General features: G+C 57.0%; 19 protein-coding genes. 13 read left to right on the top strand and 6 right to left on the bottom strand.

Features of this window, described 5'->3' with window-relative positions:
- The 3 genes from cyoA to MHZ89_RS05150 all read right to left on the bottom strand — a co-directional run bounded on the left by cyoA (nt 1) and on the right by MHZ89_RS05150 (nt 3494).
- Nucleotides 1-927 carry a cytochrome o ubiquinol oxidase subunit II gene (cyoA, locus tag MHZ89_RS05160; protein ID WP_120451284.1) on the bottom strand — a complete coding sequence of 309 codons (927 nt, stop codon included), beginning with the start codon at nt 925-927 and terminating at the stop codon, nt 1-3.
- 446 nt (nt 928-1373) lie between these two features.
- On the bottom strand, nt 1374-2864 hold the full coding sequence (gene ampG, locus MHZ89_RS05155) for a muropeptide MFS transporter AmpG (protein ID WP_311782091.1): 1491 nt from the start codon (nt 2862-2864) through the stop codon (nt 1374-1376).
- Nucleotides 2865-2915: 51 nt separating this feature from the next.
- Nucleotides 2916-3494 carry a lipoprotein gene (locus tag MHZ89_RS05150; protein WP_311782090.1) on the bottom strand — a complete coding sequence of 193 codons (579 nt, stop codon included), beginning with the start codon at nt 3492-3494 and terminating at the stop codon, nt 2916-2918.
- Between the two features lie 278 nt (nt 3495-3772).
- On the opposite strand from MHZ89_RS05150, the gene bolA reads away from it, so the two are divergent.
- The 9 genes from bolA to MHZ89_RS05105 all read left to right on the top strand — a co-directional run bounded on the left by bolA (nt 3773) and on the right by MHZ89_RS05105 (nt 14164).
- The gene (gene bolA / locus MHZ89_RS05145; RefSeq protein ID WP_120451287.1) at nt 3773-4087 is read left to right on the top strand and encodes a transcriptional regulator BolA; all 315 of its coding nucleotides are present in this window, start codon (nt 3773-3775) and stop codon (nt 4085-4087) included.
- A gap of 299 nt (nt 4088-4386) precedes the next feature.
- Nucleotides 4387-5691, top strand: coding sequence for a trigger factor (gene tig / locus MHZ89_RS05140; RefSeq protein ID WP_120451288.1), 1305 nt, complete (start codon nt 4387-4389; stop codon nt 5689-5691).
- 336 nt (nt 5692-6027) lie between these two features.
- Nucleotides 6028-6651, top strand: a complete 624-nt coding sequence (gene clpP, locus MHZ89_RS05135) for an ATP-dependent Clp endopeptidase proteolytic subunit ClpP (RefSeq protein ID WP_033752709.1) — start codon at nt 6028-6030, stop codon at nt 6649-6651.
- Nucleotides 6652-6778: 127 nt separating this feature from the next.
- Nucleotides 6779-8050 (top strand): ATP-dependent protease ATP-binding subunit ClpX, encoded by a 1272-nt coding sequence (clpX, locus tag MHZ89_RS05130; RefSeq protein ID WP_120451289.1) that lies wholly within the window; start codon nt 6779-6781, stop codon nt 8048-8050.
- Between the two features lie 190 nt (nt 8051-8240).
- On the top strand, nt 8241-10595 hold the full coding sequence (gene lon / locus MHZ89_RS05125) for an endopeptidase La (protein WP_311782089.1): 2355 nt from the start codon (nt 8241-8243) through the stop codon (nt 10593-10595).
- A 214-nt stretch (nt 10596-10809) separates the two neighbouring features.
- Nucleotides 10810-11085, top strand: coding sequence for a nucleoid-associated protein HU-beta (gene hupB / locus MHZ89_RS05120; RefSeq protein ID WP_120451291.1), 276 nt, complete (start codon nt 10810-10812; stop codon nt 11083-11085).
- Nucleotides 11086-11331: 246 nt separating this feature from the next.
- Nucleotides 11332-13200: a peptidylprolyl isomerase gene (gene ppiD / locus MHZ89_RS05115; protein ID WP_311782088.1), complete on the top strand. Its 1869-nt coding sequence runs from the start codon at nt 11332-11334 to the stop codon at nt 13198-13200.
- Nucleotides 13201-13339: 139 nt separating this feature from the next.
- A complete protein-coding gene (locus tag MHZ89_RS05110; RefSeq protein ID WP_311782087.1) occupies nt 13340-13663 on the top strand; it encodes a helix-hairpin-helix domain-containing protein in 324 nt (107 codons plus the stop codon).
- A gap of 102 nt (nt 13664-13765) precedes the next feature.
- Complete coding sequence (locus MHZ89_RS05105; protein WP_311782086.1) at nt 13766-14164, top strand: YbgC/FadM family acyl-CoA thioesterase; 399 nt, start codon at nt 13766-13768, stop codon at nt 14162-14164.
- 21 nt (nt 14165-14185) lie between these two features.
- Here MHZ89_RS05105 and queC read toward each other — a convergent pair whose 3' ends face one another.
- Nucleotides 14186-14881 carry a 7-cyano-7-deazaguanine synthase QueC gene (gene queC / locus MHZ89_RS05100; protein WP_311782085.1) on the bottom strand — a complete coding sequence of 232 codons (696 nt, stop codon included), beginning with the start codon at nt 14879-14881 and terminating at the stop codon, nt 14186-14188.
- A gap of 74 nt (nt 14882-14955) precedes the next feature.
- A complete protein-coding gene (locus MHZ89_RS05095) occupies nt 14956-16638 on the bottom strand; it encodes an SgrR family transcriptional regulator (protein ID WP_311782084.1) in 1683 nt (560 codons plus the stop codon).
- Nucleotides 16639-16730: 92 nt separating this feature from the next.
- Here MHZ89_RS05095 and cof point away from each other — a divergent pair, with 92 nt between their 5' ends.
- Nucleotides 16731-17552, top strand: a complete 822-nt coding sequence (gene cof, locus MHZ89_RS05090; protein WP_311782083.1) for an HMP-PP phosphatase — start codon at nt 16731-16733, stop codon at nt 17550-17552.
- Between the two features lie 34 nt (nt 17553-17586).
- Here the strand turns inward: cof and MHZ89_RS05085 are convergent, their stop codons facing one another.
- Nucleotides 17587-18618 (bottom strand): PLP-dependent cysteine synthase family protein, encoded by a 1032-nt coding sequence (locus MHZ89_RS05085; RefSeq protein ID WP_409373216.1) that lies wholly within the window; start codon nt 18616-18618, stop codon nt 17587-17589.
- Nucleotides 18619-18732: 114 nt separating this feature from the next.
- Between MHZ89_RS05085 and MHZ89_RS05080 the strand changes: the two genes are divergently transcribed.
- The 3 genes from MHZ89_RS05080 to MHZ89_RS05070 are packed head-to-tail and all read left to right on the top strand — an operon-like array spanning nt 18733 to nt 22755.
- The gene (locus MHZ89_RS05080; protein ID WP_120451298.1) at nt 18733-19194 is read left to right on the top strand and encodes an Lrp/AsnC family transcriptional regulator; all 462 of its coding nucleotides are present in this window, start codon (nt 18733-18735) and stop codon (nt 19192-19194) included.
- Between the two features lie 23 nt (nt 19195-19217).
- Nucleotides 19218-20993 carry a SmdA family multidrug ABC transporter permease/ATP-binding protein gene (locus MHZ89_RS05075; protein ID WP_311782082.1) on the top strand — a complete coding sequence of 592 codons (1776 nt, stop codon included), beginning with the start codon at nt 19218-19220 and terminating at the stop codon, nt 20991-20993.
- Entirely contained in the window at nt 20980-22755 is a 1776-nt protein-coding gene (locus MHZ89_RS05070; RefSeq protein WP_311782081.1) for a SmdB family multidrug efflux ABC transporter permease/ATP-binding protein, read from the top strand. Before MHZ89_RS05075 ends, MHZ89_RS05070 begins: the two co-directional genes overlap by 14 nt.
- Nucleotides 22756-22830: the final 75 nt, after the last annotated feature.

Below are 22830 nucleotides of genomic sequence, written 5' to 3'. Positions count from 1 at the left end.
TTATTCCTCGGCTCCCGCGGAAGCGGTGTGACTCATGTCCATGCCTTCGTGCTGCGGCATGTCCATCTTCCCGTGGCTCGTCATGAACTTAGCAATGACTTGCTTGAACAGTTCAGGATTCGCTGAAGAGAAATATTCCACCGGATGATTTTCGCTTGGCACAGCCACTTTCTCGAAATCTTCCATCGTGGTCAGCGTGTTAGGCGCCGCTTTAACTTTGGCGACCCACTGCTGGAATTCCGCATCGTCCTTGGTTGCAATGGCTTTGAACTTCATACCAGAGAAACCTCGACCACTGAAGTTCGAGGAAATACCGTCGAACGTTCCTGGCTCATTGGCGATCAGGTGCAGCTGAGTCTGCATGCCCGCCATGGCGTAGATCTGGCTGCCGAGCGTCGGAATGAAGAAAGAGTTCATGACGGAGTTGGAGGTAATTTTGAAGCTCACCGGCGTATTAGCCGGGAAAGCGATCTGGTTAACGGTAGCAATACCCTGTTGCGGGTAGATAAACAACCATTTCCAGTCCAGCGCCACAACCTGGATCTCAACCGGTTTAACGTCGGAGGCCAGCGGTTTGCTCGGCTCCAGCGCGTGAGTTGATTTCCATGTCAGCACGCCGAGGAAGAGAATGATCAGGATCGGAATGGTCCAGACCACGGCTTCCACTTTATTAGAGTGTGACCAGTTAGGGCTGTACTTCGCTTCAGTGTTGGATGCACGATATTTCCATGCAAACACCACCGCCATCAAGATTGCGGGAATAACGACGATCAACATCAAGCCGAAGGCTGTCAGAATCAACGAACGTTGCTCAAGTGCAATCTGTCCCTTGGGATTTAACAACGCATTATCGCAGCCACTCATTAACAAAGTGCCTGCAATTAATGACAAAATCCCCAAACTTTTATTGTATTTCCTGAGTCTCATTTAACGACCTCAATGACAAAGGGCTTATTGTCGTTTAAGTGTGCGCGCATTTTACGGGAAGGTTTATGCAGTGTAAACCAGCATAAGGATATGTCAGCAGCGTGTTGACACCTTTTGCTAAGGGTGTCACAGATGTTGCCTGGGGTGACAAATTATTAACTGCGACAAGCAGTTGGCACTAATTATAACAAAAACCGATGAAAGTATCCCTAAAGAAATCAGGGAAAGAATAAACCTTACTTTTGGTGCTCAATTCGTTAACAAATCTGCATCATTTGTGTGATGAAATTTATACAACATAATTACGCACCGGTTTTTAATATATTTGTTAAGCGAAGAATTTTAATCTTAATATTTTCTGGAAAATAACTCGCGTTGGCAAAGTTTAACTTTCGTTATCCGCGAAGGTCGGCCATTTCAGTTTCATACTGAAATAATACCCGTTATTAATCAACAGGCGCGATCGCCGCAGCGCTTTTCCGCTGCGCCATATAATCAAGCGTCACGCCACCGCACACCGCCAGTACCAGCAGCGCCATGCCGAGTTCGAACAGGCCGCCGGGCAGGTTTTCCAGCCGCCAGAAACCCAGTGCCTGAAACGCCAGCGCCGCCAGCCAGAGCGCAATAACAGCGCATCCGGCGCAGAACAAGCGCGTCGTCCAGCGGTAGCCAGCGGCAAAACGCGTACGCGGTAAAAATTGCTCGCTACGCTGCGCGACATTCAGCGTGTCGCGACAGAGCAGCAGCAGCAGCAGACCCGGCAGCGCTGCCACAACGGTAAAGGCGTAAAAAGTGGGCCATCCCCAGAGTTCGACCAGCCAGCCGGCAGCAGGGCCGACATAAACGCGGCCTACCGCAGAGAGCGCCGAAAGCAGGGCGAACTGCGTCGCGGAGAACGACTTATTACATAAGGTCATCAGCAGGGCGACAAACGCCGCCGTCCCCATACCGCCGCACAGATTCTCTACAAAGACCGCGCTGGCCATACTCCATAAATGGTGGGGCGTCACCGCCAGCAGCCAGTACGCGAAGTTAGAAACCGCCTGTAAGATGCCGAAAATCATCAGGGCGCGGAACAGGCTCAGGCGCTGCATCAGCGCGCCGCCGTAGAGCGCGCCGATAATAGTCGCCAGCAGGCCGAGCGTTTTGTTTACCAGCCCCACGTCGCCAGCGTTGAACCCGACGCCGCGAATCAAAAAGGTAGTGGTCAGTGAGGCGGCAAAGGCGTCGCCGAGCTTATAAAGAACGATTAAGGTGATCAGCAGCCAGGCGTTGTTGCGCTGGAAAAAATCCCGCAGCGGCAGCGATACCGCCTCACGCAGCGAGTGCGGCGTCGTGGCGCGCGTATCGGGCTCTTTCGCCATCAGCGTGGCGATTAGCGCGGGAATCATCAGCAATGCCATTAGCCAGTAAGTTGCCTGCCAGCCGAGATAGCGATCCGCCAGCCAGAGCGCAAGCCCGCCGGAGACCAGCATCGCCAGCCGGTAGCCCAACACGGTAATAGCAGCGCCGCTGCCGCGCTCTTCCGGCGGCAGCACGTCCGTTTTCCAGGCGTCGAAAACAATATCCTGCGAGGCGGAGCAGAAGGCGACCAGTACCGCCAGCGCGGCGAGCAGCGTCAGGTCGCGGCCGGGCTGCATAAAGCCCATGGCGACGATACCGGCGATCAGCGCCAGCTGCGTCACGATCAGCCAGCCGCGGCGGCGTCCGAGAAACGGCGGCGTAAAGCGATCCATCACCGGCGACCAGAGAAATTTAAATACGTATGCCTGGCCGACCAGCGAAAAAAAACCGATGGTCTTTAAATCGACATTTTCCACCGTCATCCACGCCTGCAGCGTGCCGGCGGTCAGCGCCAGCGGCAGGCCGGAAGCAAAGCCAAGCAGGAGTAAAACAGCGGCGTTTCGTTGGGTGAAGATGCGGAGGTAGTGATTCATTATGACCCTGAAGCGATGCCCGGCAGCGCGCCGGGCATAGAGTACGGCGGATTAGTGCGCGTTTTGCTTGATAAAGTTGTTGATGCTGGTGTCCTGTGCCATATCGGAGATGACATCACCCAGCGTCGAGTTCACCGCCTTGGTGATCTTGTCGTTAGTCGCGCTGAACGCGCCTTCTACGCTGTAGGTCTGGCGATAGTTTTTCACCTGTTTATTGCCGTTCTTCGCGGTAGCGATAATCGAGATGTCCGCTTTGGTGGTGATGCTGTAGCGTACATTGCCCTGGGTAACGTCCGCATAAAGGTTATTCACCACGATTTGCAGATCGACAGCGCCATCCGGGCCGATCATATAGCCACGCGCCGTCATCTGTTTCTCCAGCACTTCCTGTAGCAGGAAGCGTAAATCACGCGATGGGGTGAGGGTGACCAGCTGGCCGTCGCGATTCACTTTCGCCAGCGCCTGATCGCTGCGCTGGTCGGCGCCGGTGATGCTGACAGTCACGCCCATCAGACTTGGATCCTGCTGTGGCAGCTCGATTTTAGGCTGAATGGTCAGCGTATTGCTGTTGCTGGCACAGCCGGCCAAAATGAACGCGGCCAGCAGGGGAAATAACAGTTTTTTCAACATACTTATTCTCATTAATGTTGTGGGTTGGTTTGCAAAAACTGCGGCCATCATAGCATTGCGCGGCAGTGAAAAAAGCCCTCGAAAGAGGGAAATTAAGGGCAAGCGCCTTTTTTATACGCTCAGGAAAACGCACCGTTGACCGCCGCTCTCGCTGCGTTATCATGCCGGTCGGCTTAGAGGACGGCAGAAATATTTTCACACATCTGTGCGGATGCGTCTGAAAAGCTACTAATATTTAACCAGATGGGGCACAGCGCTCGCCATTGAGGAAAGAGACAATGATCCGCGAACAAATCGAAGAGAAGCTGCGCCTGGCTTTCCAGCCGGCACATCTGGAAGTACATGACGAAAGCTATCGTCATAACGTGCCGGCGGGTTCGGAAAGCCATTTTAAGGTCGTTATCGTCAGCGATCTTTTTGCTGGCCAGCGCTTTCTCGCGCGCCACCGGGCTATCTATGGCGAGCTTGCCGCCGAGCTGGCAGGCAGCGTGCACGCGCTGGCGCTGCACACTTACACCTTAAAGGAATGGGAAGGGCTGCAGGATACTGTGCTCGCCTCGCCAAACTGCCGCGGCGCCGGCACGCTCGCCTGAAATCTTCTCTGTCTGAAAAAACGGCCTGCGGGCCGTTTTTTTTCATTATTAAGCGATAAACGCGATCTCCGGCGCAAAAAAGCAGCAAAGCCGCTAAAAAGTGGTGAGTTTACAGCCTCGACTCACCAGGGCGATGCCGCTATAATGCTGCGTCTATTTTTCCGGAATGTCTTCGGGACGCTTCTGGTGACAGGGATCAGGTTCTCTTAATGGAAGCCGTCCCGGTTGTTGGATACGGCGCATTGCATAATGTGTGGTGTCTGAAGTTGACCGAGCACGCGATTTTTTGAGGTAACAAGATGACAGTTTCAGTAGAAACCACGCAGGGTCTGGGCCGTCGCATTACGATTACTGTCCCCGCTGACAGCATCGAAAGCGCAGTGAAGAAAGAACTGGTGGAAGTGGCGAAAAAAGTCCGTATCGATGGTTTCCGTAAAGGCAAAGTGCCGGCCAATATCATCGCACAGCGCTACGGCGCTTCTGTTCGTCAGGACGTGCTGGGCGAGCTGATGACGCGCAACTTCGTTGACGCCATCATCAAAGAAAAAATCAACCCGGCTGGCGCGCCGAACTACGTGCCGGGCGAGTATAAAGAAGGCGAAGACTTCACCTACGCGGTCGAGTTCGAAGTCTACCCGGAAGTTGAACTGCAGGGTCTGGACAGCATCGAAGTAGAAAAACCGCTGGTGGAAGTGACCGAAGCTGACGTTGACGCCATGCTGGACACGCTGCGCAAGCAGCAGGCTAACTGGAAAGAGAGCGATGCGGCGGCTACGGCTGAAGATCGCGCTACCATCGACTTCACCGGTTCAGTCGACGGCGAAGAGTTCGAAGGCGGCAAAGCCTCTGACTTCGTGCTGGCGATGGGTCAGGGTCGCATGATCCCGGGCTTCGAAGAGGGCATCGTAGGTCATAAAGCTGGCGAAACCTTCACTATCGACGTGAAATTCCCGGAAGATTACCACGCGGAAAACCTGAAAGGTAAAGACGCGAAGTTCGACATCGTGCTGAAGAAAGTTGAAACGCGCGAACTGCCGGAACTGACTGAAGATTTCATCAAGCGTTTCGGCGTGGAAGATGGTTCGGTTGAAGGTCTGCGTGCGGAAGTGCGTAAGAACATGGATCGCGAGCTGAAAGGCGCTATCCGCAACCGCGTGAAGACGCAGGCGATCGACGGTCTGGTGAAAGCCAACGAAATCGACGTGCCGGCTGCGCTGATCGACAGCGAAATCGACGTACTGCGTCGCCAGGCTGCACAGCGTTTCGGCGGCAACGAGAAGCAAGCGCTGGAACTGCCGCGCGAGCTGTTCGAAGAGCAGGCGAAACGCCGCGTTATCGTTGGTCTGCTGCTGGGCGAAGTGATCCGCACCCACGAGCTGAAAGCTGACGAAGCACGCGTTAACGCTCTGATCGAAGAGATGGCTTCTGCTTACGAAGATCCGCAGGAAGTGATCGAGTTCTACAGCAAGAACAACGAGCTGATGAACAACATGCGCAACGTTGCGCTGGAAGAGCAGGCGGTTGAAGCCGTTCTGGAAAAAGCGAAAGTAACTGAGAAAGCGACCAGCTTCCAGGAACTGATGAATCAGACTACTGCTGCCTGATCGCTGATTTAACCAGAAGTGCTGAGCCCGCGGCTGTGAAGTCGCGGGCTTTTTTGTTTTTCCGGCACTATCTTCTCTCTTCGGCCGCTAGTCGCTTAATAAACCGGCAAATTATTCACGTTGCGCTTTTTCCAGGTTAGCGAATAGAGAAAAGGTTGTTATGCTTGAAACAGCAGGGCAGTATCCCCAGATTGAGGGAGTATGCAGAAGAGAGTTAGACTGGCTGATTAACCGTCCTTGAAGGTGTCGGAAACGAAGCTGAGCTGCGCAGAGCAGGCTCGCTTCAGATAAAATCGGTACAGAATGTTGCCAATGAACTATATCCAGGAGACGGTAATGTCATACAGTGGCGATCGTGAATTTACTGCGCCGCGCAATGCGCTGGTGCCCATGGTGGTTGAACAGACTTCGCGCGGCGAGCGTTCCTACGACATCTATTCCCGCCTGCTGAAAGAGCGCGTCATCTTCCTGACCGGTCAGGTTGAAGATCACATGGCCAATCTGATCGTGGCGCAAATGCTGTTTCTGGAAGCGGAAAACCCAGAGAAAGATATCTATCTCTATATTAACTCCCCCGGCGGCGTCATCACCGCGGGCATGTCGATCTACGACACCATGAAGTTTATCAAGCCTGACGTCAGCACGATTTGTATGGGCCAGGCCTGCTCAATGGGCGCGTTCCTGCTGACCGCGGGCACGAAAGGCAAACGCTTCTGCCTGCCGAACTCGCGCGTGATGATCCACCAGCCGCTGGGCGGCTATCAGGGCCAGGCGACCGACATTGAGATTCATGCGAAAGAGATCCTGAAAGTGAAACAGCGCATGAACGAGCTGATGGCGGAGCACACCGGCAAGTCGCTGGAAGAAATTGAGCGCGATACCGAGCGCGACCGTTTCCTCTCGGCGAGTGAAGCGGTAGAGTATGGTTTAGTCGACTCCGTCCTGACACATCGCGAATAAGACTCATCTGCCCGTTTCCTTACGCTATAGTTACTGGGAAACGGGTTTGAGTTGAATGAATATTGGCCGTGTTCACACGGCCTGCGCCGTACGCCAGTATGGCCTGAGAACAAGAAGAGGTTAACTGATGACAGATAAGCGCAAAGACGGTTCAGGGAAGTTGCTGTACTGCTCTTTTTGCGGCAAAAGCCAGCATGAAGTGCGTAAGCTGATTGCCGGGCCGTCAGTGTATATCTGCGACGAATGTGTCGATCTGTGCAATGACATCATTCGCGAAGAGATTAAAGAAGTTGCCCCGCATCGCGAACGTAGCGCGCTGCCTACGCCGCACGAAATCCGCCATCACCTCGATGATTATGTTATCGGCCAGGAAAAGGCGAAAAAAGTGCTGGCGGTTGCGGTGTACAACCACTACAAACGCCTGCGCAACGGCGATACCAGCAACGGTATTGAGCTGGGCAAAAGCAACATTCTGCTGATTGGTCCTACCGGTAGCGGTAAAACGCTTCTGGCGGAGACGCTGGCGCGCCTGCTGGATGTGCCTTTCACCATGGCCGACGCCACCACGCTGACCGAAGCGGGCTATGTAGGCGAAGACGTGGAGAACATCATCCAGAAGCTGCTGCAGAAGTGCGACTACGACGTGCAGAAAGCGCAGCGCGGCATCGTCTATATTGATGAGATCGATAAAATCTCGCGTAAATCGGACAACCCGTCCATTACGCGCGACGTCTCCGGTGAAGGTGTGCAGCAGGCGCTGCTGAAGCTGATCGAAGGCACCGTGGCAGCGGTTCCGCCGCAGGGCGGCCGTAAGCATCCGCAGCAGGAGTTTTTACAGGTTGATACCTCGAAAATTCTGTTTATCTGCGGCGGCGCATTCGCTGGCCTGGACAAAGTGATTTCCCAGCGCGTAGAAACCGGCTCTGGCATCGGCTTTGGCGCGACGGTTAAAGGCAAGTCGCAAAAAGCGACCGAAGGCGAGCTGCTCTCCCAGGTAGAGCCTGAAGATTTGATCAAATTCGGCCTGATCCCAGAGTTTATCGGCCGTCTGCCGGTAGTCGCGACGCTCAACGAGCTGAGCGAAGAAGCGCTGATTCAGATCCTGCGCGAACCGAAGAACGCCCTGACCAAACAGTACCAGGCGTTGTTCAACCTGGAAGGCGTCGAGCTGGAGTTCCGCGACGAAGCGCTGACCGCCATCGCTAAAAAAGCGATGTCGCGTAAGACCGGCGCGCGCGGCCTGCGCTCTATCGTTGAAGGCGCGCTGCTGGAAACCATGTATGACCTGCCTTCCATGGAAGACGTGGAGAAAGTGGTGATTGACGAGTCGGTGATCGAAGGTCAGTCAGAGCCAATGCTGATCTACGGTAAGCATGAAGCTCAGGCTTCTGGCGAATAATTCGCCACCGCAAGAGCATTGATATTATTAAAAAAGGGGAAAATTCTTTCCCCTTTTGTTTTTCTCGCTCTCATGACGTTGAATGTCGAACGATCATCCCCATATACTCATAATCCTGTGGGTTTAACTGCACATTCCCTGCATTATGCGGTGCCCATCACCTGGCGGACACTAACTAAGAGAGAGCTCTATGAATCCTGAGCGTTCTGAACGCATTGAAATCCCCGTGTTGCCATTGCGCGACGTGGTGGTTTATCCGCACATGGTAATTCCGTTGTTTGTTGGTCGGGAAAAATCGATTCGTTGCCTCGAAGCGGCGATGGATCATGACAAGAAGATCATGCTGGTTGCCCAGAAAGAGGCGTCAACGGATGAACCTGGCATTAACGATCTCTTCTCTGTAGGGACCGTAGCCTCTGTATTGCAGATGCTGAAACTGCCTGACGGCACCGTCAAAGTTTTAGTAGAAGGCCTGCAGCGCGCGCATATCACTACCCTGGCGGATAATGGCGACCATTTTACCGCGCAGGCGGAATACCTGATCTCGCCGGAAATTGAAGAGCGCGAACAGGAAGTGCTGGTACGTACGGCGATCAATCAGTTTGAAGGCTATATCAAGCTGAATAAGAAGATCCCGCCGGAAGTGCTGACCTCGCTGAACAATATCGACGATGCGGCGCGTCTGGCCGACACCGTTGCTGCGCATATGCCGCTGAAATTAGCCGATAAGCAGTCAGTGCTTGAGATGTCGGACGTGAACGAGCGTCTGGAATATCTGATGGCGATGATGGAGTCGGAAATCGATCTGCTGCAGGTTGAGAAACGCATTCGCAACCGCGTGAAAAAGCAGATGGAGAAGAGCCAGCGCGAATATTATCTGAATGAGCAGATGAAGGCGATTCAGAAAGAGCTGGGCGAAATGGACGACGTGCCGGATGAGTACGAAGCCCTGAAGCGCAAAATCGACGCGGCGAAAATGCCGGCCGAAGCGCGTGAAAAAGCTGAAGCCGAGCTGCAGAAATTAAAAATGATGTCGCCGATGTCCGCCGAAGCGACGGTGGTACGCGGTTATATCGACTGGATGGTTCAGGTACCGTGGAACGCGCGCAGCAAGGTCAAGAAAGACCTGCGCAAAGCCCAGGAGACGCTGGATACCGACCACTACGGTCTGGAGCGCGTTAAAGACCGCATCCTTGAATATCTCGCCGTACAGAGTCGCGTCAGCAAAATCAAAGGCCCGATCCTTTGTCTGGTGGGACCGCCGGGCGTGGGTAAAACCTCACTGGGTCAGTCTATCGCTAAGGCGACCGGCCGTAAGTATGTGCGTATGGCGCTGGGCGGCGTGCGTGACGAAGCGGAAATTCGCGGACACCGTCGGACTTACATCGGCTCTATGCCGGGCAAACTGATCCAGAAAATGGCGAAGGTCGGCGTGAAAAACCCGCTGTTCCTGCTGGATGAGATCGACAAAATGTCATCCGACATGCGCGGCGATCCCGCTTCTGCGCTGCTGGAAGTGCTCGATCCTGAGCAGAACATCGCGTTTAACGATCACTACCTCGAAGTGGATTACGATCTCTCCGACGTGATGTTCGTCGCGACCTCTAACTCCATGAACATTCCGGCGCCGCTGCTGGATCGTATGGAGGTGATCCGCCTCTCTGGCTATACCGAGGATGAGAAGCTCAATATCGCTAAGCAGCATCTGCTGCCGAAGCAGATTGAGCGTAACGCCCTGAAAGAGAGCGAAATCACGGTCGAAGACAGCGCCATTATCGGCATTATTCGCTACTACACCCGCGAAGCGGGCGTGCGTAGCCTGGAACGCGAACTGTCGAAGCTGTGCCGTAAAGCGGTAAAAGCGCTGCTGCTGAATAAAGAGCAGAAGCACATCACCATCAACGGCGACAACCTGAAGGATTACCTGGGCGTCCAGCGTTTCGACTATGGCCGCGCCGACAGCGAAAACCGTGTTGGTCAGGTGACTGGCCTGGCCTGGACGGAAGTGGGCGGCGATCTGCTGACCATCGAAACCGCCTGCGTACCGGGTAAAGGCAAGCTGACCTATACCGGCTCGCTCGGCGAAGTCATGCAGGAGTCGATTCAGGCGGCGCTGACCGTAGTACGTGCGCGCGCTGAAAAGCTGGGCATCAACGGCGACTTTTACGAGAAGCGCGACATCCACGTTCACGTGCCGGAAGGCGCGACGCCGAAGGATGGCCCGAGCGCCGGTATCGCGATGTGTACCGCGCTGGTTTCCTGTCTGACCGGCAACCCGGTGCGTTTCGACGTGGCGATGACCGGCGAGATCACGCTGCGCGGTCAGGTGCTGCCGATCGGCGGTCTGAAAGAGAAGCTGCTGGCGGCCCATCGCGGTGGCATTAAAGTGGTGCTGATCCCGGACGATAATAAACGCGATCTGGAAGAAATTCCGGCCAACGTTATTGCCGATCTGGAGATCCATCCGGTGAAGCGTATCGAAGAAGTATTAGGTCTTGCACTGGAAAACGCCCCTTACGGCATGCAGGTTGCTACCGCAAAATAGTGATTAGCGACATAAAGCATTAAAAAGCGAAGCTGGCAGGCCAATGAGCGCTTGCCAGCTTTTTTTAGTGCCGTTAATTTAGGGGGCTGCGGAAACAGCGATTAAGATGAATTCCGTTGTTTCGGCTCAACAGGCTTGATATAACGTGCTGCGCATTCGTATCCGGCAGGACGCGCGGATGTGAAGTGAAATAATAAAAGAGGGGATGAAGAGAGTGAATAAGTCACAGTTGATCGACAAAATTGCTGCAGACGCTGACATTTCTAAAGCAGCAGCGGGACGTGTTTTGGAAGCATTCACCAGTTCTGTTTCCGACGCGCTGAAAGGCGGCGACGAAGTAGCTCTGGTAGGCTTTGGCACTTTCTCCGTACGCGAGCGTGCCGCACGTACCGGCCGTAACCCGCAGACCGGCAAAGAGATCACCATTGCCGCAGGTAAAGTGCCGGGCTTCCGCGCCGGTAAAGCGCTGAAAGACGCTGTCAACGCATGACAACGCACCCGTCCACAGAAGCATTTTCTTCCGTGGACTAGAGGACGGTTCATGCGTTCTCATGTAACATACGGGCACATCAAATTTGATGTGCCTTTTTTATTCGGATCCGGGGATAAATCGCTGTAAGACTTGTCTCTACAGGAGTAAAGCTGCCAGGCTAAACGGCAGTTGCGTAACGGCCTTTATCCGACAGGCGTTGCGCCCGAGATTTACATCCACACTACAGCGGAGCGTTGTCATACCATGATGGACAATTTACGCGCGGCGTCGAATCATGTCGTGCTCAAGGTTATTTTGGGGTTGATTATTCTCTCCTTCGTGCTGACCGGCGTTGGCAACTACCTTATCGGCGGCGGCAGCGATTACGCCGCTAAAGTCAACGGACAGGAAATCAGCCGCGCGCAGTTAGATCAGGCGTTCAAAAGCGAGCGCAGCCGCCAGCAGCAAATGCTGGGCGATCAGTTCTCTCAGCTTGCTGGCAACGACGGTTTCATGCAGCAGATGCGTCAGCAGGCGCTGTCGCAGCTGGTAGACCAGGCGCTGCTCGATCAGTACATCAACGATCTCCATATCAATATCAGCGACGATCAGGTGAAGCAGGCGATCTTCGCGCAGCAGGCGTTTCAGACCAACGGTAAATTCGATAACGCCAAATATAATGGCCTGCTCAGCAGCATGGGCTTTACCGCCGATCGCTATGCGGAAGCGCTGCGCAAGCAGCTGGCGACCCAGCAGCTGATCAATGCCGTCGCGAATACCGACTTTATGCTGAAAGATGAAACCAGCAAGCTGGTCGATCTGGTATCGCAGAAGCGCGACATTCGTCAGGCGACAATCGACGTCAATGCGCTGGCGGCAAAGCAAACCGCGACCGACGACGAAGTTTCGCAGTACTACCAGCAGCATAAAAACAACTTTATGGCGCCGGAGCAGTTTCGCGTCAGCTATATCAAAATGGATGCCGCCAGCATGCAGACGAACGTCAGCGATGCGGAGATTCAGAGCTGGTACGATCAGCATAAAGCGGACTACACCCAGCCGCAGCGCAATCGCTACAGCGTCATCCAGACCAAAACCGAAGCGGACGCCAGCGCTGTGCTGGAACAGCTGAAGGGCGGTGCGGATTTTGCCGCGCTGGCGAAAAGCAAATCGATCGATCCTATCTCCGCGCGCAAAGGCGGCGATATGGGCTGGCTGGAGCCTGCCACGACCCCGGATGAGCTGAAAAATGCCGGTCTGACGCAAAAAGGGCAGCTTTCCGGCGTGATTAAATCGTCGGTCGGCTTCCTGGTGGTGCGCCTGGACGATATCCAGCCGGAGCAGATCAAGCCGCTGGCTGAAGTGCGCGACGCCGTGGCCAGTAAAGCGAAGCAGGAGAAAGCGGTCGACGCCTTCTACCAGCAGCAGCAGAAGGTGAGCGAAGCGGCGAGCAACGACAATGAGTCTCTTGCTGGCGCTGCGCAGGCTTCAGGCTTGAAAGTGGTTGAAACCGGCTGGTTCAGCCACGACAGCGTGCCGCAGGAGCTGAACTTCGACGCGGTGAAAAACGCCGTGTTTAACGGCGGCCTGCTCGGCCAGAATGGCGCGCCCGGCAATAACTCCGACGTTATCACCGTGGATGGCGATCGTGCATTTGTGCTGCGCATTAGCGAGCACAAGCCTGAGGCGATCAAACCGCTGGAAGAGGTCAAAGCGCAGATCGCCGACACGTTGAAGCACGATAAAGCCGAACAGCAGGCGAAAGCCCAGGCGGATAAGCTGCTGGCCGATCTCAAGGCGGGCAAACAGGACGCGCTGAGCGCGGCCGGGCTGACGCTGAGCGCCAGCAAAACCGTCGATCGCAACAGTCAGGATCCGGTAGCGCAGACCGCCTTTAATCTGCCGCAGCCCGTTAGTGGTAAAACCTCCTGGGGCGTCAGCGAAGATATGCAGGGCAATATCGTGCTGGTGGCGCTGGATAAGGTCAGCAGCGGCACGCTGCCGCAGGAGCAGGTTGACGAAATGGTCAGGGGCGTGACGCAGAACAACGCGCAGCTGGCATTCGAAGCGCTGCTCGCTAACCTGCGTAAAGAGGCCAAAATCAAATACGGCGCCGCTGCGCAAATGCAGTAACGCTCGCAAAAATTTGTTTTGCAGTGAAAATCAAAAAGGCCGCTTGTGCGGCCTTTTCCATAGGTTGATTTTGCCTTTTGCCGCTTCCCGTCCTCTCTGTCACGCTCTCCCTGCTGTTAAACACAAGGAGAAACAGAGCATGTCTAAATCAACGTTGTCAGCACTTTACTTAACCTTAGCGCTCGGCGGCGCCCTTTATCATCCCGGCCTGATGGCGGCGGAAACCGCAACCGAAACGCCGGTCGCGCAGGCGGCCGGACCGCATATCGAGCAAATCAGCATTAATGAGGCGACAGCCGAACAGCTGTCGGCGGCGATGAACGGCGTGGGGCTGAAAAAGGCGCAGGCGATCGTCAGCTACCGCGAGCAGTACGGCCCCTTTACCGCTATTGAACAGTTAAAAGAGGTGCCGGGCATTGGCAATGCGCTGCTTGAACGGAACGCTGAACGGCTGAAACTGTGAGCTGAGGCGCAACCCTGACGCTTTTGCCGCACTGCAAAAGGAGTTTTGCTACGCTAAAGAGGTCATACCAGTTTAGCCCTTTTGCGACAGGAGATGTCAGGCATGCAGACCACTATTAAAGTTCGCGGCTACCACCTTGATGTGTATCAGCACGTCAACAACGCGCGCTATCTGGAGTTTCTCGAAGAGGCGCGCTGGCAGTGGCTCGAGGAGGCCGGGGCGTTTAACTGGCTGCAAGAGCAGCAGCTGGCGTTCGTAGTGGTGAACATTAATATCAACTACCGTCGCCCGGCTGTGCTGGGCGACGTTCTGGCTATTCACAGTGAAATCACGCAGCTGAACGGCAAAAGCGGCATTATCACCCAGCGCGTGATGCTGGAGGGCAGCGAGACCCTGGTGGCGGATGCAGCGCTTACCTTTGTCTGCATCGATCTGCGCACGCAGAAAGCGGTGGCGCTGGAGAGCGAACTGCGCGCGCGGCTGGAGGCTTTCTCAGCCTGATTAACCGCGCGGCGCGCAGCCTCAGGCTAAACCGCTTTTGCTTTTCATCGCCGCCATCACGCCGTCGCGGTCGGCGAGATAGTCGTTCAGACCGCGAGCGCGCAGATGGCAGGCGGCACATTCGCCGCAACCGTCGCCCTTCACGCCGTTATAGCAGGTCAGCGTCTCTTCACGCACCAGCGTCAGGCTCTGCCAGTAATCGGCCAGCGCCCAGGTCTCGGCTTTGTTAAGCCACATCAGCGGGGTTTCAAAACGCACGTCGCGCGCCATGCCCAGCGCGACCGCATGGTTCAGCGCTTTGACGAACTCATCGCGGCAGTCGGGATAGCCGGAGAAATCGGTTTCGCACACGCCGGTAATGACGGCCTCCGCCTCTACCTGATACGCGTAAACCGAGGCGAGGGTCAGGAACAGAATATTGCGTCCCGGCACAAAGGTGCTCGGCAGGCCGCTGGCGGCGGGATCGTAAGAGGGGACTGGAATATTGTCGCGGGTCAGGCTGCTCACCGCCAGCTCGTTCAGCAGAGTGACGTCGAGCACTTTATGGGCGCGCGCGCCCAGCTTCAGTGCCAGCGCGCGGGCAACGTCAATCTCTTCGCGGTGACGCTGACCATAGTCGAACGTGACGCAGTGCACTTCGTCATACTGCTGCAGCGCCTGAATCAGGCAGGTAGTGGAGTCTTGTCCACCGCTAAACACGACTACGGCTCGTTTCATTATATTGTCCTGGTCGAAAATTTTGCGCCTATGGTAATAACTCTCCGGGCCGCTGAACAGCCTGAAACGATACTTCACATCGCCAGCGGCGGGGGAACCCAGGCGCGGCTGAAATCGAACCAGCCCAGAGTATTAAGCTGAATGCCCTCTACGCCAGGCGGCGCGAAGATTTGATAGCGGTAGTTGAACAGCGGCAGCAACAGGCCGTCGCACATCAGATGATGGTAAAGCTGGTGCAGCGCGTCGCTGCGCGCATCGCCGTCGGCCAACTGCTGTATCGACAAAAGTTCCTGACGAAGGCGGCTGCTGATATCGGCGGGCCACAATCGGTCAAGCTCCAGCCAGCTCGCCAGGGTAAAGATCGGCGCGTCGCCAATCAGCCGATCGCCCATAACCAGATCGGCCTGCTCCAGATCCTCAAAGCGTCGCCAGCTTTTGACGTCGTGAAAGATAATGGTCAGCTCACAGCCTTCCGCCAGCAACAGCTGACGCAGCGCCTGCGCCATCTCATGCAGCTCCACCGGCAGCTGGTAGTGCAGGGTCAGACGCGGCGGCAGATCCGGCGCTTCATCTTCAACAGGCGGCACCGGCCAGCCCGGCAGCAGCTCTTTGCTTGGCGTAATCAATCCCTCTTCCAGCGGCAGCTGCGCAACGATGCCGCTTTGCTGCAGCAGACGGAACAGACGACGCGCCTGCGCCGGGCTGAAGCCCGCGCGCGGACGACAGGCAAGATAACAAAAGCCCAGGCTAATGCTGCGACTGACCGGACGCAGCGACGCCAGATCCGCCGCGTCGCCGATGGCGATCTGCACCGGATGACGACAGCTGGTGCCTAGCGCGCGATCGAACAGCGTTGGCGTAATCCAGTACTCCACCGCCTGCATCAGCGGCAACTGCAGGTGCCAGCGCGCGTGACTCTCAATACGTACCAGTTCCGGCGTAAAGTGCGCCAGCTTCCAGGGGCCGCTGCCAAGGCGCGGCTGCTGCGGATGCGGTAGCAGGCAGAGCTGATGCGCCAGCCGGTAGGGCAGCCAGTAATCGCTGCTGCTCAGCTGAAAACGCAGCGCCAGCGGGTGCGGCGCGTCTACGCTTTCAACGTCCGCCAGCAGGCGCCGCGCGCGCTCGTCATGCAGGATGCACTGAAACTGCTCGACCAGCTGCGCGGCCTGGAGCGGCTCGTCGTTATGCCAGAACAGCCGAGGACGCAGCCAGAAAAGCCAGACGCGTCCCTCATCGGCGTGCTGCCAGTGGTGGGCCAGATCGCCTACCGGCTCATCCGCTTCAAAACGCGTCACGCCGGAAAAGAGCTGGCGCGCCAGATGCTGCTCGGCGCGCCCGCTGATTTGCAGCGGCGCGACCGACTCCAGCGGGCGGTAGTAGGGGATGCGCAGCACCGGCGCGTCGTTTTGCCACTGACCGCCCATCAGCGGACTCAGCAAGCTCATCAGCCGCTCCGGCGCCATATCCAGCACCTGCAGCGCTTCTGCGGCGTTGCCCGCCTGCAATTGCGTCTGCAACAGCTGCTGTCGCAGCTGCTCCGGCGTGCGCAGAAAGGTCAGTAAGCCAAGCTTGCCGCGCCCTGATTCGCCCTGCCAGCACAGCCAGCCCGCATGCTGCCACTGCGACAGCAGGGTGCGCAGATGGCGATCGCTGCAAAAGCAGCGGCTGGCCATCTCGGCCACGCAGGTTTGCTGGGGCGAGCCCTGGCTGTGCTGCCACAGGCGCTGGAACTGGTTAAGGCGATTAAGCTGGCGCATAGGAAACCCGGAACAGTTTTCGAAAAGTATTCACTATTAGTTCCGGGATTACCAGGTGATAGTCTCTTCTGACTTATTAACGGGAGAGAGCCATGGCGCGACTAGCCGCATTCGATATGGACGGCACGCTGCTGCTGCCCAGCCACCAGCTAGGTCAGCAGACGCTCGCCAGCCTGCTTGCGCTGCATCAGCGTGACGTGCATCTGGCGTTCGCCACCGGACGTCACCTGCTGGAGATGCAGATCCTGCGCCAGCGCATCACGCTGCCCGCATGGCTGATTACCGGCAACGGCACGCGCGTTCACGATCTGGAGGGTAAGGTGCTGTTTGCCAGCGATCTCTCGCCTTCGGTAGCGGAAGAGGTGCTGCACAGCCGCTGGGAGAGCGCTGCGACGGTACACGTTTTCAATGATGAAGGCTGGTTTACCGACGTGCCTGTGCCGCAGCTGCTGCAGGCGCACTCAATGAGCGGCTTTGGCTATCAGCTGCGCGACCTGAAAAGCTTTCCCGCCCATGAAGTCACCAAGATTTGCTTTGTCGATAATCATGACGCGCTTTGCCAGCTGAAAACGCAGCTGGATGCGGCGATCGGCGACCGCGCGCATATCTGTTTTTCGGCGCTGGATTGCCTGGAGGTTTTGCCGCTCAACTGCAACAAAGGCAGCGCGCTGGCGATGTTATGCCAGCATCTCTCGCTGACGCTGGCGGAGTGCATGGCCTTCGGCGACGCCATGAACGACCGCGAAATGCTGTCGCTGGTGGGCAAAGGTTTTGTTATGGGCAACGCCATGAGTCAGCTCAAGTCCGCGCTGCCCCATTTGCCGGTTATCGGCCATTGCGAGACACAGGCGGTGTCTCACTATTTAAATCACTGGATGGCCACGCCGCACCTCGCGTATTCCCCCGAATGCTGAGGATTACAGTGAAGCGGACAGGGAGTCCGCTATTTTATTCCAGCTCGCGCTGCCAGCCACTGATATCACCAAACTGCCGCGCCACCCAGCTTTCATCGTAATAGCTGTCGGGATAGCGTTCGCCGCTGTCACACATCAGCGTTACCAGCGCGCCCTGTTCGCCTTTGGCGCGCATCCGTTTCGCCACCTGCATCATGCCCCAGAAGTTGGTGCCGGTTGAGGCGCCAGGCTTGCGGCCGACAATCTGCGCCAGCTTCAGCATTGCCGCCAGCGTCGCGCCGTCGGGAACCTTCATCATTTCGTCAATCACGTCCGGCATAAAAGAGGGCTCGACGCGCGGGCGGCCGATGCCTTCAATCTGGCTGCCGCGCGCGCAGCGCAGCGCAGCATCGCGGCTGTGCCAGTAATCAAAGAATACCGAATGCTCAGGATCGACCACCAGCAGTTGAGTGGCAAAGCCCTGATAGCGGATATAGCGTCCCAAAGTCGCCGAGGTGCCGCCGGTTCCTGCGCCCATAATAAGCGTGTGCGGCACCGGAAAGGGTTCGAGCGCCATCTGACGGAAAATACTCTCGGCGATGTTATTATTGCCGCGCCAGTCGGTGGCGCGTTCGGCGTAGGTGAACTGATCCATAAAATGGCCGTTCAGCTCGCGCGCCAGCTGTGTCGACGCGCTGTAAAGCTCGCAGGGATCGGTGACAAAATGACACTGACCGCCGTAGAACGCGATCTGTTCAATTTTGCGCTTCGCGGTGCTCGCCGGCATCACGGCAATAAAAGGCAGGCCGAGCAGCTGGGCGAAATAGGCTTCCGACACCGCCGTGCTGCCGGATGAAGCCTCAATCACCGGCCTGTTCTCTTTAATCCAGCCGTTCGCCAGCCCGTAGAGAAACAGCGAGCGCGCCAGGCGATGTTTCAGGCTGCCGCTGGGATGGGTGCTCTCATCTTTCAGATAGAAGGCGATGCCGGGATAATCCGCCAGGCGGAAGCGAATCAGGTGAGTTTCAGCAGAGCGTTGAAAGTCCGCGTTGATCTCATTAATGGCGTGGCGAGTCCAGTTACTCATGATGCTAGTCCGGCAAAAAAGATGCGCTGATTGTAAGGCACTGGCAGGAAAAGAGTTGGCTTTATTCCGGCTATAATGGCGTCAATGGAGAAAAATTTTCTCCCGGAGAGACAAATGTTAGATAAAACTGACCGTCATTTACTGGATCTGCTACAGCGGGACTGCACGCTGTCGCTACAGGCGCTGGCGGATGCCGTTAACCTCACCACCACGCCGTGCTGGAAGCGACTGAAAAAGCTGGAGGATGACGGTATTATCCGCGCGCGCGTCGCGCTGCTGGATGCGGAGAAGCTCGGCCTGTCGCTTACGGCCTTTATGTTTGTAAAAACGCAGCAGCACAGTCGCGAATGGTATCAGCGCTTCGTCACGGCGGTGCAGGAGATGCCTGAGGTGCTGGCGTTCTACCGTACGGCGGGCGAATACGACTACCTGCTGCGTATTCAGGTGGCGGATATGAAACGTTACGATGAATTCTACAAGCGTCTGGTTAACAGCGTGCCGGGCCTGATTGATGTCACCTCCAGCTTCGCCATGGAGGAGATTAAATACACCACGGCGTTACCCGTTGCCCCCTGAGGCAAAAGAAAGAGAAGAGCGTAGTGCGATTATTCAGCCAGTTAAGTTGGTATTTTATTCGCGAGTGGCGACGCTATCTGGGCGCGGTCACTCTTCTGATTATCATCGCTATCCTGCAGCTGCTGCCGCCGCATCTGGTAGGCGTTATCGTCGATGGCGTCACGCATAGCAGCATGAGCGCGCGCACCATTATGATGTGGATCGGCGTGATGCTGGTTACCGCCGTGGCGACCTATCTGCTGCGCTATGTCTGGCGCGTGCTGTTGTTCGGCGCCTCCTATCAGCTTGCCGTGGAACTGCGCGAAGATTTTTACCGTCAGCTCAGCCGCCAGCACCCGGCTTTTTATCTGCGCCATCGCACCGGCGATCTTATCGCGCGCGCCACTAATGATGTGGATCGCGTGGTTTTTGCCGCCGGAGAAGGGGTGCTGACGCTGGTGGATTCGCTGGTCATGGGCTGCGTAGTGCTGCTGGTGATGAGCCTGCAGATTAGCTGGCAGCTGACGCTGCTGTCGCTGGTGCCGATGCCGATTATGGCGCTGTTTATCCATCGCTACGGCAACCAGCTGCACGACCGCTTTAAGCTGGCGCAGGCGGCTTTTTCCAGCCTTAACGATCAGACCCAGGAGAGCCTGACCAGCATCCGCATGATTAAAGCTTTTGGCCTGGAGTCGCACCAGTCCGAGCAGTTTTCCGCGATTGCCCGCGATACCGGCGAGAAAAACCTGCGCGTGGCACGCGTCGACGCCCGCTTCGACCCCACGATCTATATCGCAATCGGCTTCTCGAACCTGCTGGCGATCGGCGGCGGCAGCTGGATGGTATGGCACGATCGGCTGACGCTTGGCCAGCTTACCAGCTTTGTTATGTATCTTGGCCTGATGATCTGGCCGATGCTGGCGCTGGCGTGGATGTTTAATATTGTCGAGCGCGGCAGCGCCGCCTGGAGCCGCATCGGCGCGCTGCTGGCGGAAGCGCCCGCCGTGGAAGATGGCGAGCAGGTTCCGCCTGCGAACCCTGGCGTACTCAAGGCGGCGATCCGCGAGTTTCGCTATCCGGCCAGCGTCGCGCCGGTGCTACGCAACCTCAGCTTTGAGCTGAAACCTGGCCAGATGCTCGGCCTGTGCGGCCCGACCGGCAGCGGCAAAAGCACGCTGCTCAGCCTGTTGCAGCGCCATTTCGATATTGAACAGGGTGAGATCCGCTATCACAACATTCCGCTGACGCAGCTGCGCATCGACAGCTGGCGCAGCCGCCTGGCGGTGGTCAGCCAGACGCCGTTCCTCTTCTCCGACAGCGTGGCGAGCAATATCGCGCTGGGCAGGCCCGAAGCCAGTCAGGAAGAGATAGAGCGCGCGGCGAAGCTGGCCTGCGTGCACGAGGATATTTTGCGACTGCCGCAGGGGTACGATACCGAAGTGGGCGAGCGCGGCGTAATGCTTTCCGGCGGCCAGAAGCAGCGTATCTCTATCGCGCGAGCGCTGTTGCTCGACGCAGAGATCCTCATCCTCGACGATGCCCTGTCGGCGGTCGATGGCCGTACCGAACATGACATCCTGCATAACCTGCGCCGCTGGGGGCAGGGCCGCACCCTGATCATCAGCGCACATCGTCTGTCGGCGCTGGCGGAGGCGAGTGAAATTCTGGTGCTGCAACAGGGCGCGGTTGCCCAGCGCGGGGATCACGATGCGCTGGCGGCGCAGCCAGGATGGTATCGCGATATGTATCGCTATCAGCAGCTTGAGGCGGCGCTGGATGAGGATGAATCAGCAAAAGGAGCGCCCGATGGCGAAGTCTAAACGCTTATGGCCGACGCTGAAGCGGCTGCTCGCCTATGGCAAACCGTGGCGCCGGTCGCTGGGCCTCGCGGTCGGCATGCTCTGGATCGCCGCCGCGGCCGAGGTGACCGGCCCTGTGCTGGTCAGCTATTTTATCGACAACCTGGTGGCGAAACACCGAATGCCCTGGGGCATCGTTGCCGGGCTGGTGGTAAGTTTTATTCTGCTGCAGCTGCTGGCGGCAGGACTGCACTATTTTCAGGCTTTGCTGTTCAACCGCGCGGCGATCGGCGTGGTACAGCGGCTGCGCAGCGACGTTATGGACGCGGCGCTGCGTCAGCCGCTCAGCGCCTTCGATACCCAGCCGGTCGGGCAGATTATTTCACGCGTTACCAACGACACCGAGGTGATTAAAGATCTCTACGTTACCGTGGTGGCGACGGTACTGCGCAGCGCAGCGCTGATCGGCGCGATGATGGTGGCGATGTTCAGCCTTGACTGGCGCATGGCGCTGGTGGCAATGGTGATCTTCCCGCTGGTGCTGACGGTGATGTTAATTTACCAGCGCTACAGCACGCCGATTGCGCGCCGCGTACGCAGCTATCTGGCGGATATCAATAACGGTTTTAACGAAGTGATCAACGGCATGAGCGTGATCCAGCAGTTTCGCCAGCAGGCGCGCTTCGGCGAGCGCATGAACGAAGCCAGTCGTTCGCACTATCTGGCGCGTATGCAGACGCTGCGGCTGGACGGTTTTTTGCTGCGCCCGCTGCTTAGCCTCTTTTCCGCGCTGATCCTCTGCGGTCTGCTGATACTGTTCAGCTTCTCCTCGCCGGGCATATTTGAGGTCGGCGTGCTCTATGCCTTTATTACCTACCTTGGCCGTCTCAACGAACCGCTGATCGAACTGACGACGCAGCAGTCAATGCTGCAGCAGGCGGTGGTGTCGGGCGAGCGCATTTTCGAGCTGATGGACGCGACTCAGCAGCATTACGGCGATGACGATCGTCTGCTGAGCTCAGGCCGTATCTCGCTGCGTCATCTGAGCTTCGCCTATCGCGCCGATCGCGACGTGCTGAGCGATATCAACCTGGAAGTGCCGGCGCGCAGCTTCGTCGCGCTGGTAGGACATACCGGCAGCGGAAAAAGCACTCTCGCCAGCCTTTTAATGGGTTATTACCCGGCGACACGCGGTGAAATAAGACTGGACGATCGTCCCGTCAGCCAGCTCAGCCACCGGACCCTGCGTCGCGGCATTGCTATGGTGCAGCAGGATCCTGTGGTGCTGGCAGACAGCTTGCTGGCTAACGTGCGCCTCGGCCGCGATATCAGCGAAGAGGCGGTCTGGCAGGCGCTGGAGCAGGTGCAGCTCGCCTCGCTGGCACGCGATATGCCTGACGGCATTCATACGCGTTTAGGCGAGCAGGGCAATAATCTGTCGGTGGGGCAGAAGCAACTGCTGGCGCTGGCGCGCGTGCTGGTAGAGATGCCGCAGATCCTTATTCTCGACGAGGCGACCGCCAATATCGACTCCGGCACCGAGCAGGCGATTCAGCAGACCCTGAGCGCGCTGCGCCAGCACACCACGCTGGTGGTCATCGCCCATCGTCTGTCGACCATTACCGAGGCCGATACCATTCTGGTGCTGCATCGCGGTCAGGTGGTGGAGCAGGGCGATCACGCCGGGCTGCTGGCGCGTCAGGGGCGATACTGGCAAATGTACCAGCTACAGCAGGCGGGCGATGAACTGGTGTCGGGCACAGCCGTCGCCTCCGTCGAGTAAATTGCAACTTTTTTGCGCGCATTTATCAGAATGTTCCGTATCGCTGCACTTCTTTGAGGCCCGAAGCACCAAAGA

Source organism: Pantoea sp. ACRSB, assembly GCF_022346905.1.
GTDB classification, from domain to species: domain Bacteria; phylum Pseudomonadota; class Gammaproteobacteria; order Enterobacterales; family Enterobacteriaceae; genus Pantoea; species Pantoea piersonii.
Note: the sequence above shows the minus strand (reverse complement) of the source record. Positions and strands in the feature narration are given on the sequence as shown.

What these genes read in the sequence shown, in the direction of transcription:
- MHZ89_RS05105 (WP_311782086.1), top strand. Translation starts at nt 13,766, where the DNA reads ATGCAGACCACTATTAAAGTTCGCGGCTACCACCTTGATGTGTATCAG.
- MHZ89_RS05070 (WP_311782081.1), top strand. Translation starts at nt 20,980, where the DNA reads ATGGCGAAGTCTAAACGCTTATGGCCGACGCTGAAGCGGCTGCTCGCC.
- tig (WP_120451288.1), top strand. Translation starts at nt 4,387, where the DNA reads ATGACAGTTTCAGTAGAAACCACGCAGGGTCTGGGCCGTCGCATTACG.
- lon (WP_311782089.1), top strand. Translation starts at nt 8,241, where the DNA reads ATGAATCCTGAGCGTTCTGAACGCATTGAAATCCCCGTGTTGCCATTG.
- cof (WP_311782083.1), top strand. Translation starts at nt 16,731, where the DNA reads ATGGCGCGACTAGCCGCATTCGATATGGACGGCACGCTGCTGCTGCCC.
- MHZ89_RS05085 (WP_409373216.1), bottom strand. Translation starts at nt 18,618, where the DNA reads ATGAGTAACTGGACTCGCCACGCCATTAATGAGATCAACGCGGACTTT.
- MHZ89_RS05150 (WP_311782090.1), bottom strand. Translation starts at nt 3,494, where the DNA reads ATGTTGAAAAAACTGTTATTTCCCCTGCTGGCCGCGTTCATTTTGGCC.
- clpX (WP_120451289.1), top strand. Translation starts at nt 6,779, where the DNA reads ATGACAGATAAGCGCAAAGACGGTTCAGGGAAGTTGCTGTACTGCTCT.
- queC (WP_311782085.1), bottom strand. Translation starts at nt 14,881, where the DNA reads ATGAAACGAGCCGTAGTCGTGTTTAGCGGTGGACAAGACTCCACTACC.
- MHZ89_RS05095 (WP_311782084.1), bottom strand. Translation starts at nt 16,638, where the DNA reads ATGCGCCAGCTTAATCGCCTTAACCAGTTCCAGCGCCTGTGGCAGCAC.
- clpP (WP_033752709.1), top strand. Translation starts at nt 6,028, where the DNA reads ATGTCATACAGTGGCGATCGTGAATTTACTGCGCCGCGCAATGCGCTG.
- cyoA (WP_120451284.1), bottom strand. Translation starts at nt 927, where the DNA reads ATGAGACTCAGGAAATACAATAAAAGTTTGGGGATTTTGTCATTAATT.
- ampG (WP_311782091.1), bottom strand. Translation starts at nt 2,864, where the DNA reads ATGAATCACTACCTCCGCATCTTCACCCAACGAAACGCCGCTGTTTTA.
- MHZ89_RS05110 (WP_311782087.1), top strand. Translation starts at nt 13,340, where the DNA reads ATGTCTAAATCAACGTTGTCAGCACTTTACTTAACCTTAGCGCTCGGC.
- ppiD (WP_311782088.1), top strand. Translation starts at nt 11,332, where the DNA reads ATGATGGACAATTTACGCGCGGCGTCGAATCATGTCGTGCTCAAGGTT.
- bolA (WP_120451287.1), top strand. Translation starts at nt 3,773, where the DNA reads ATGATCCGCGAACAAATCGAAGAGAAGCTGCGCCTGGCTTTCCAGCCG.
- MHZ89_RS05080 (WP_120451298.1), top strand. Translation starts at nt 18,733, where the DNA reads ATGTTAGATAAAACTGACCGTCATTTACTGGATCTGCTACAGCGGGAC.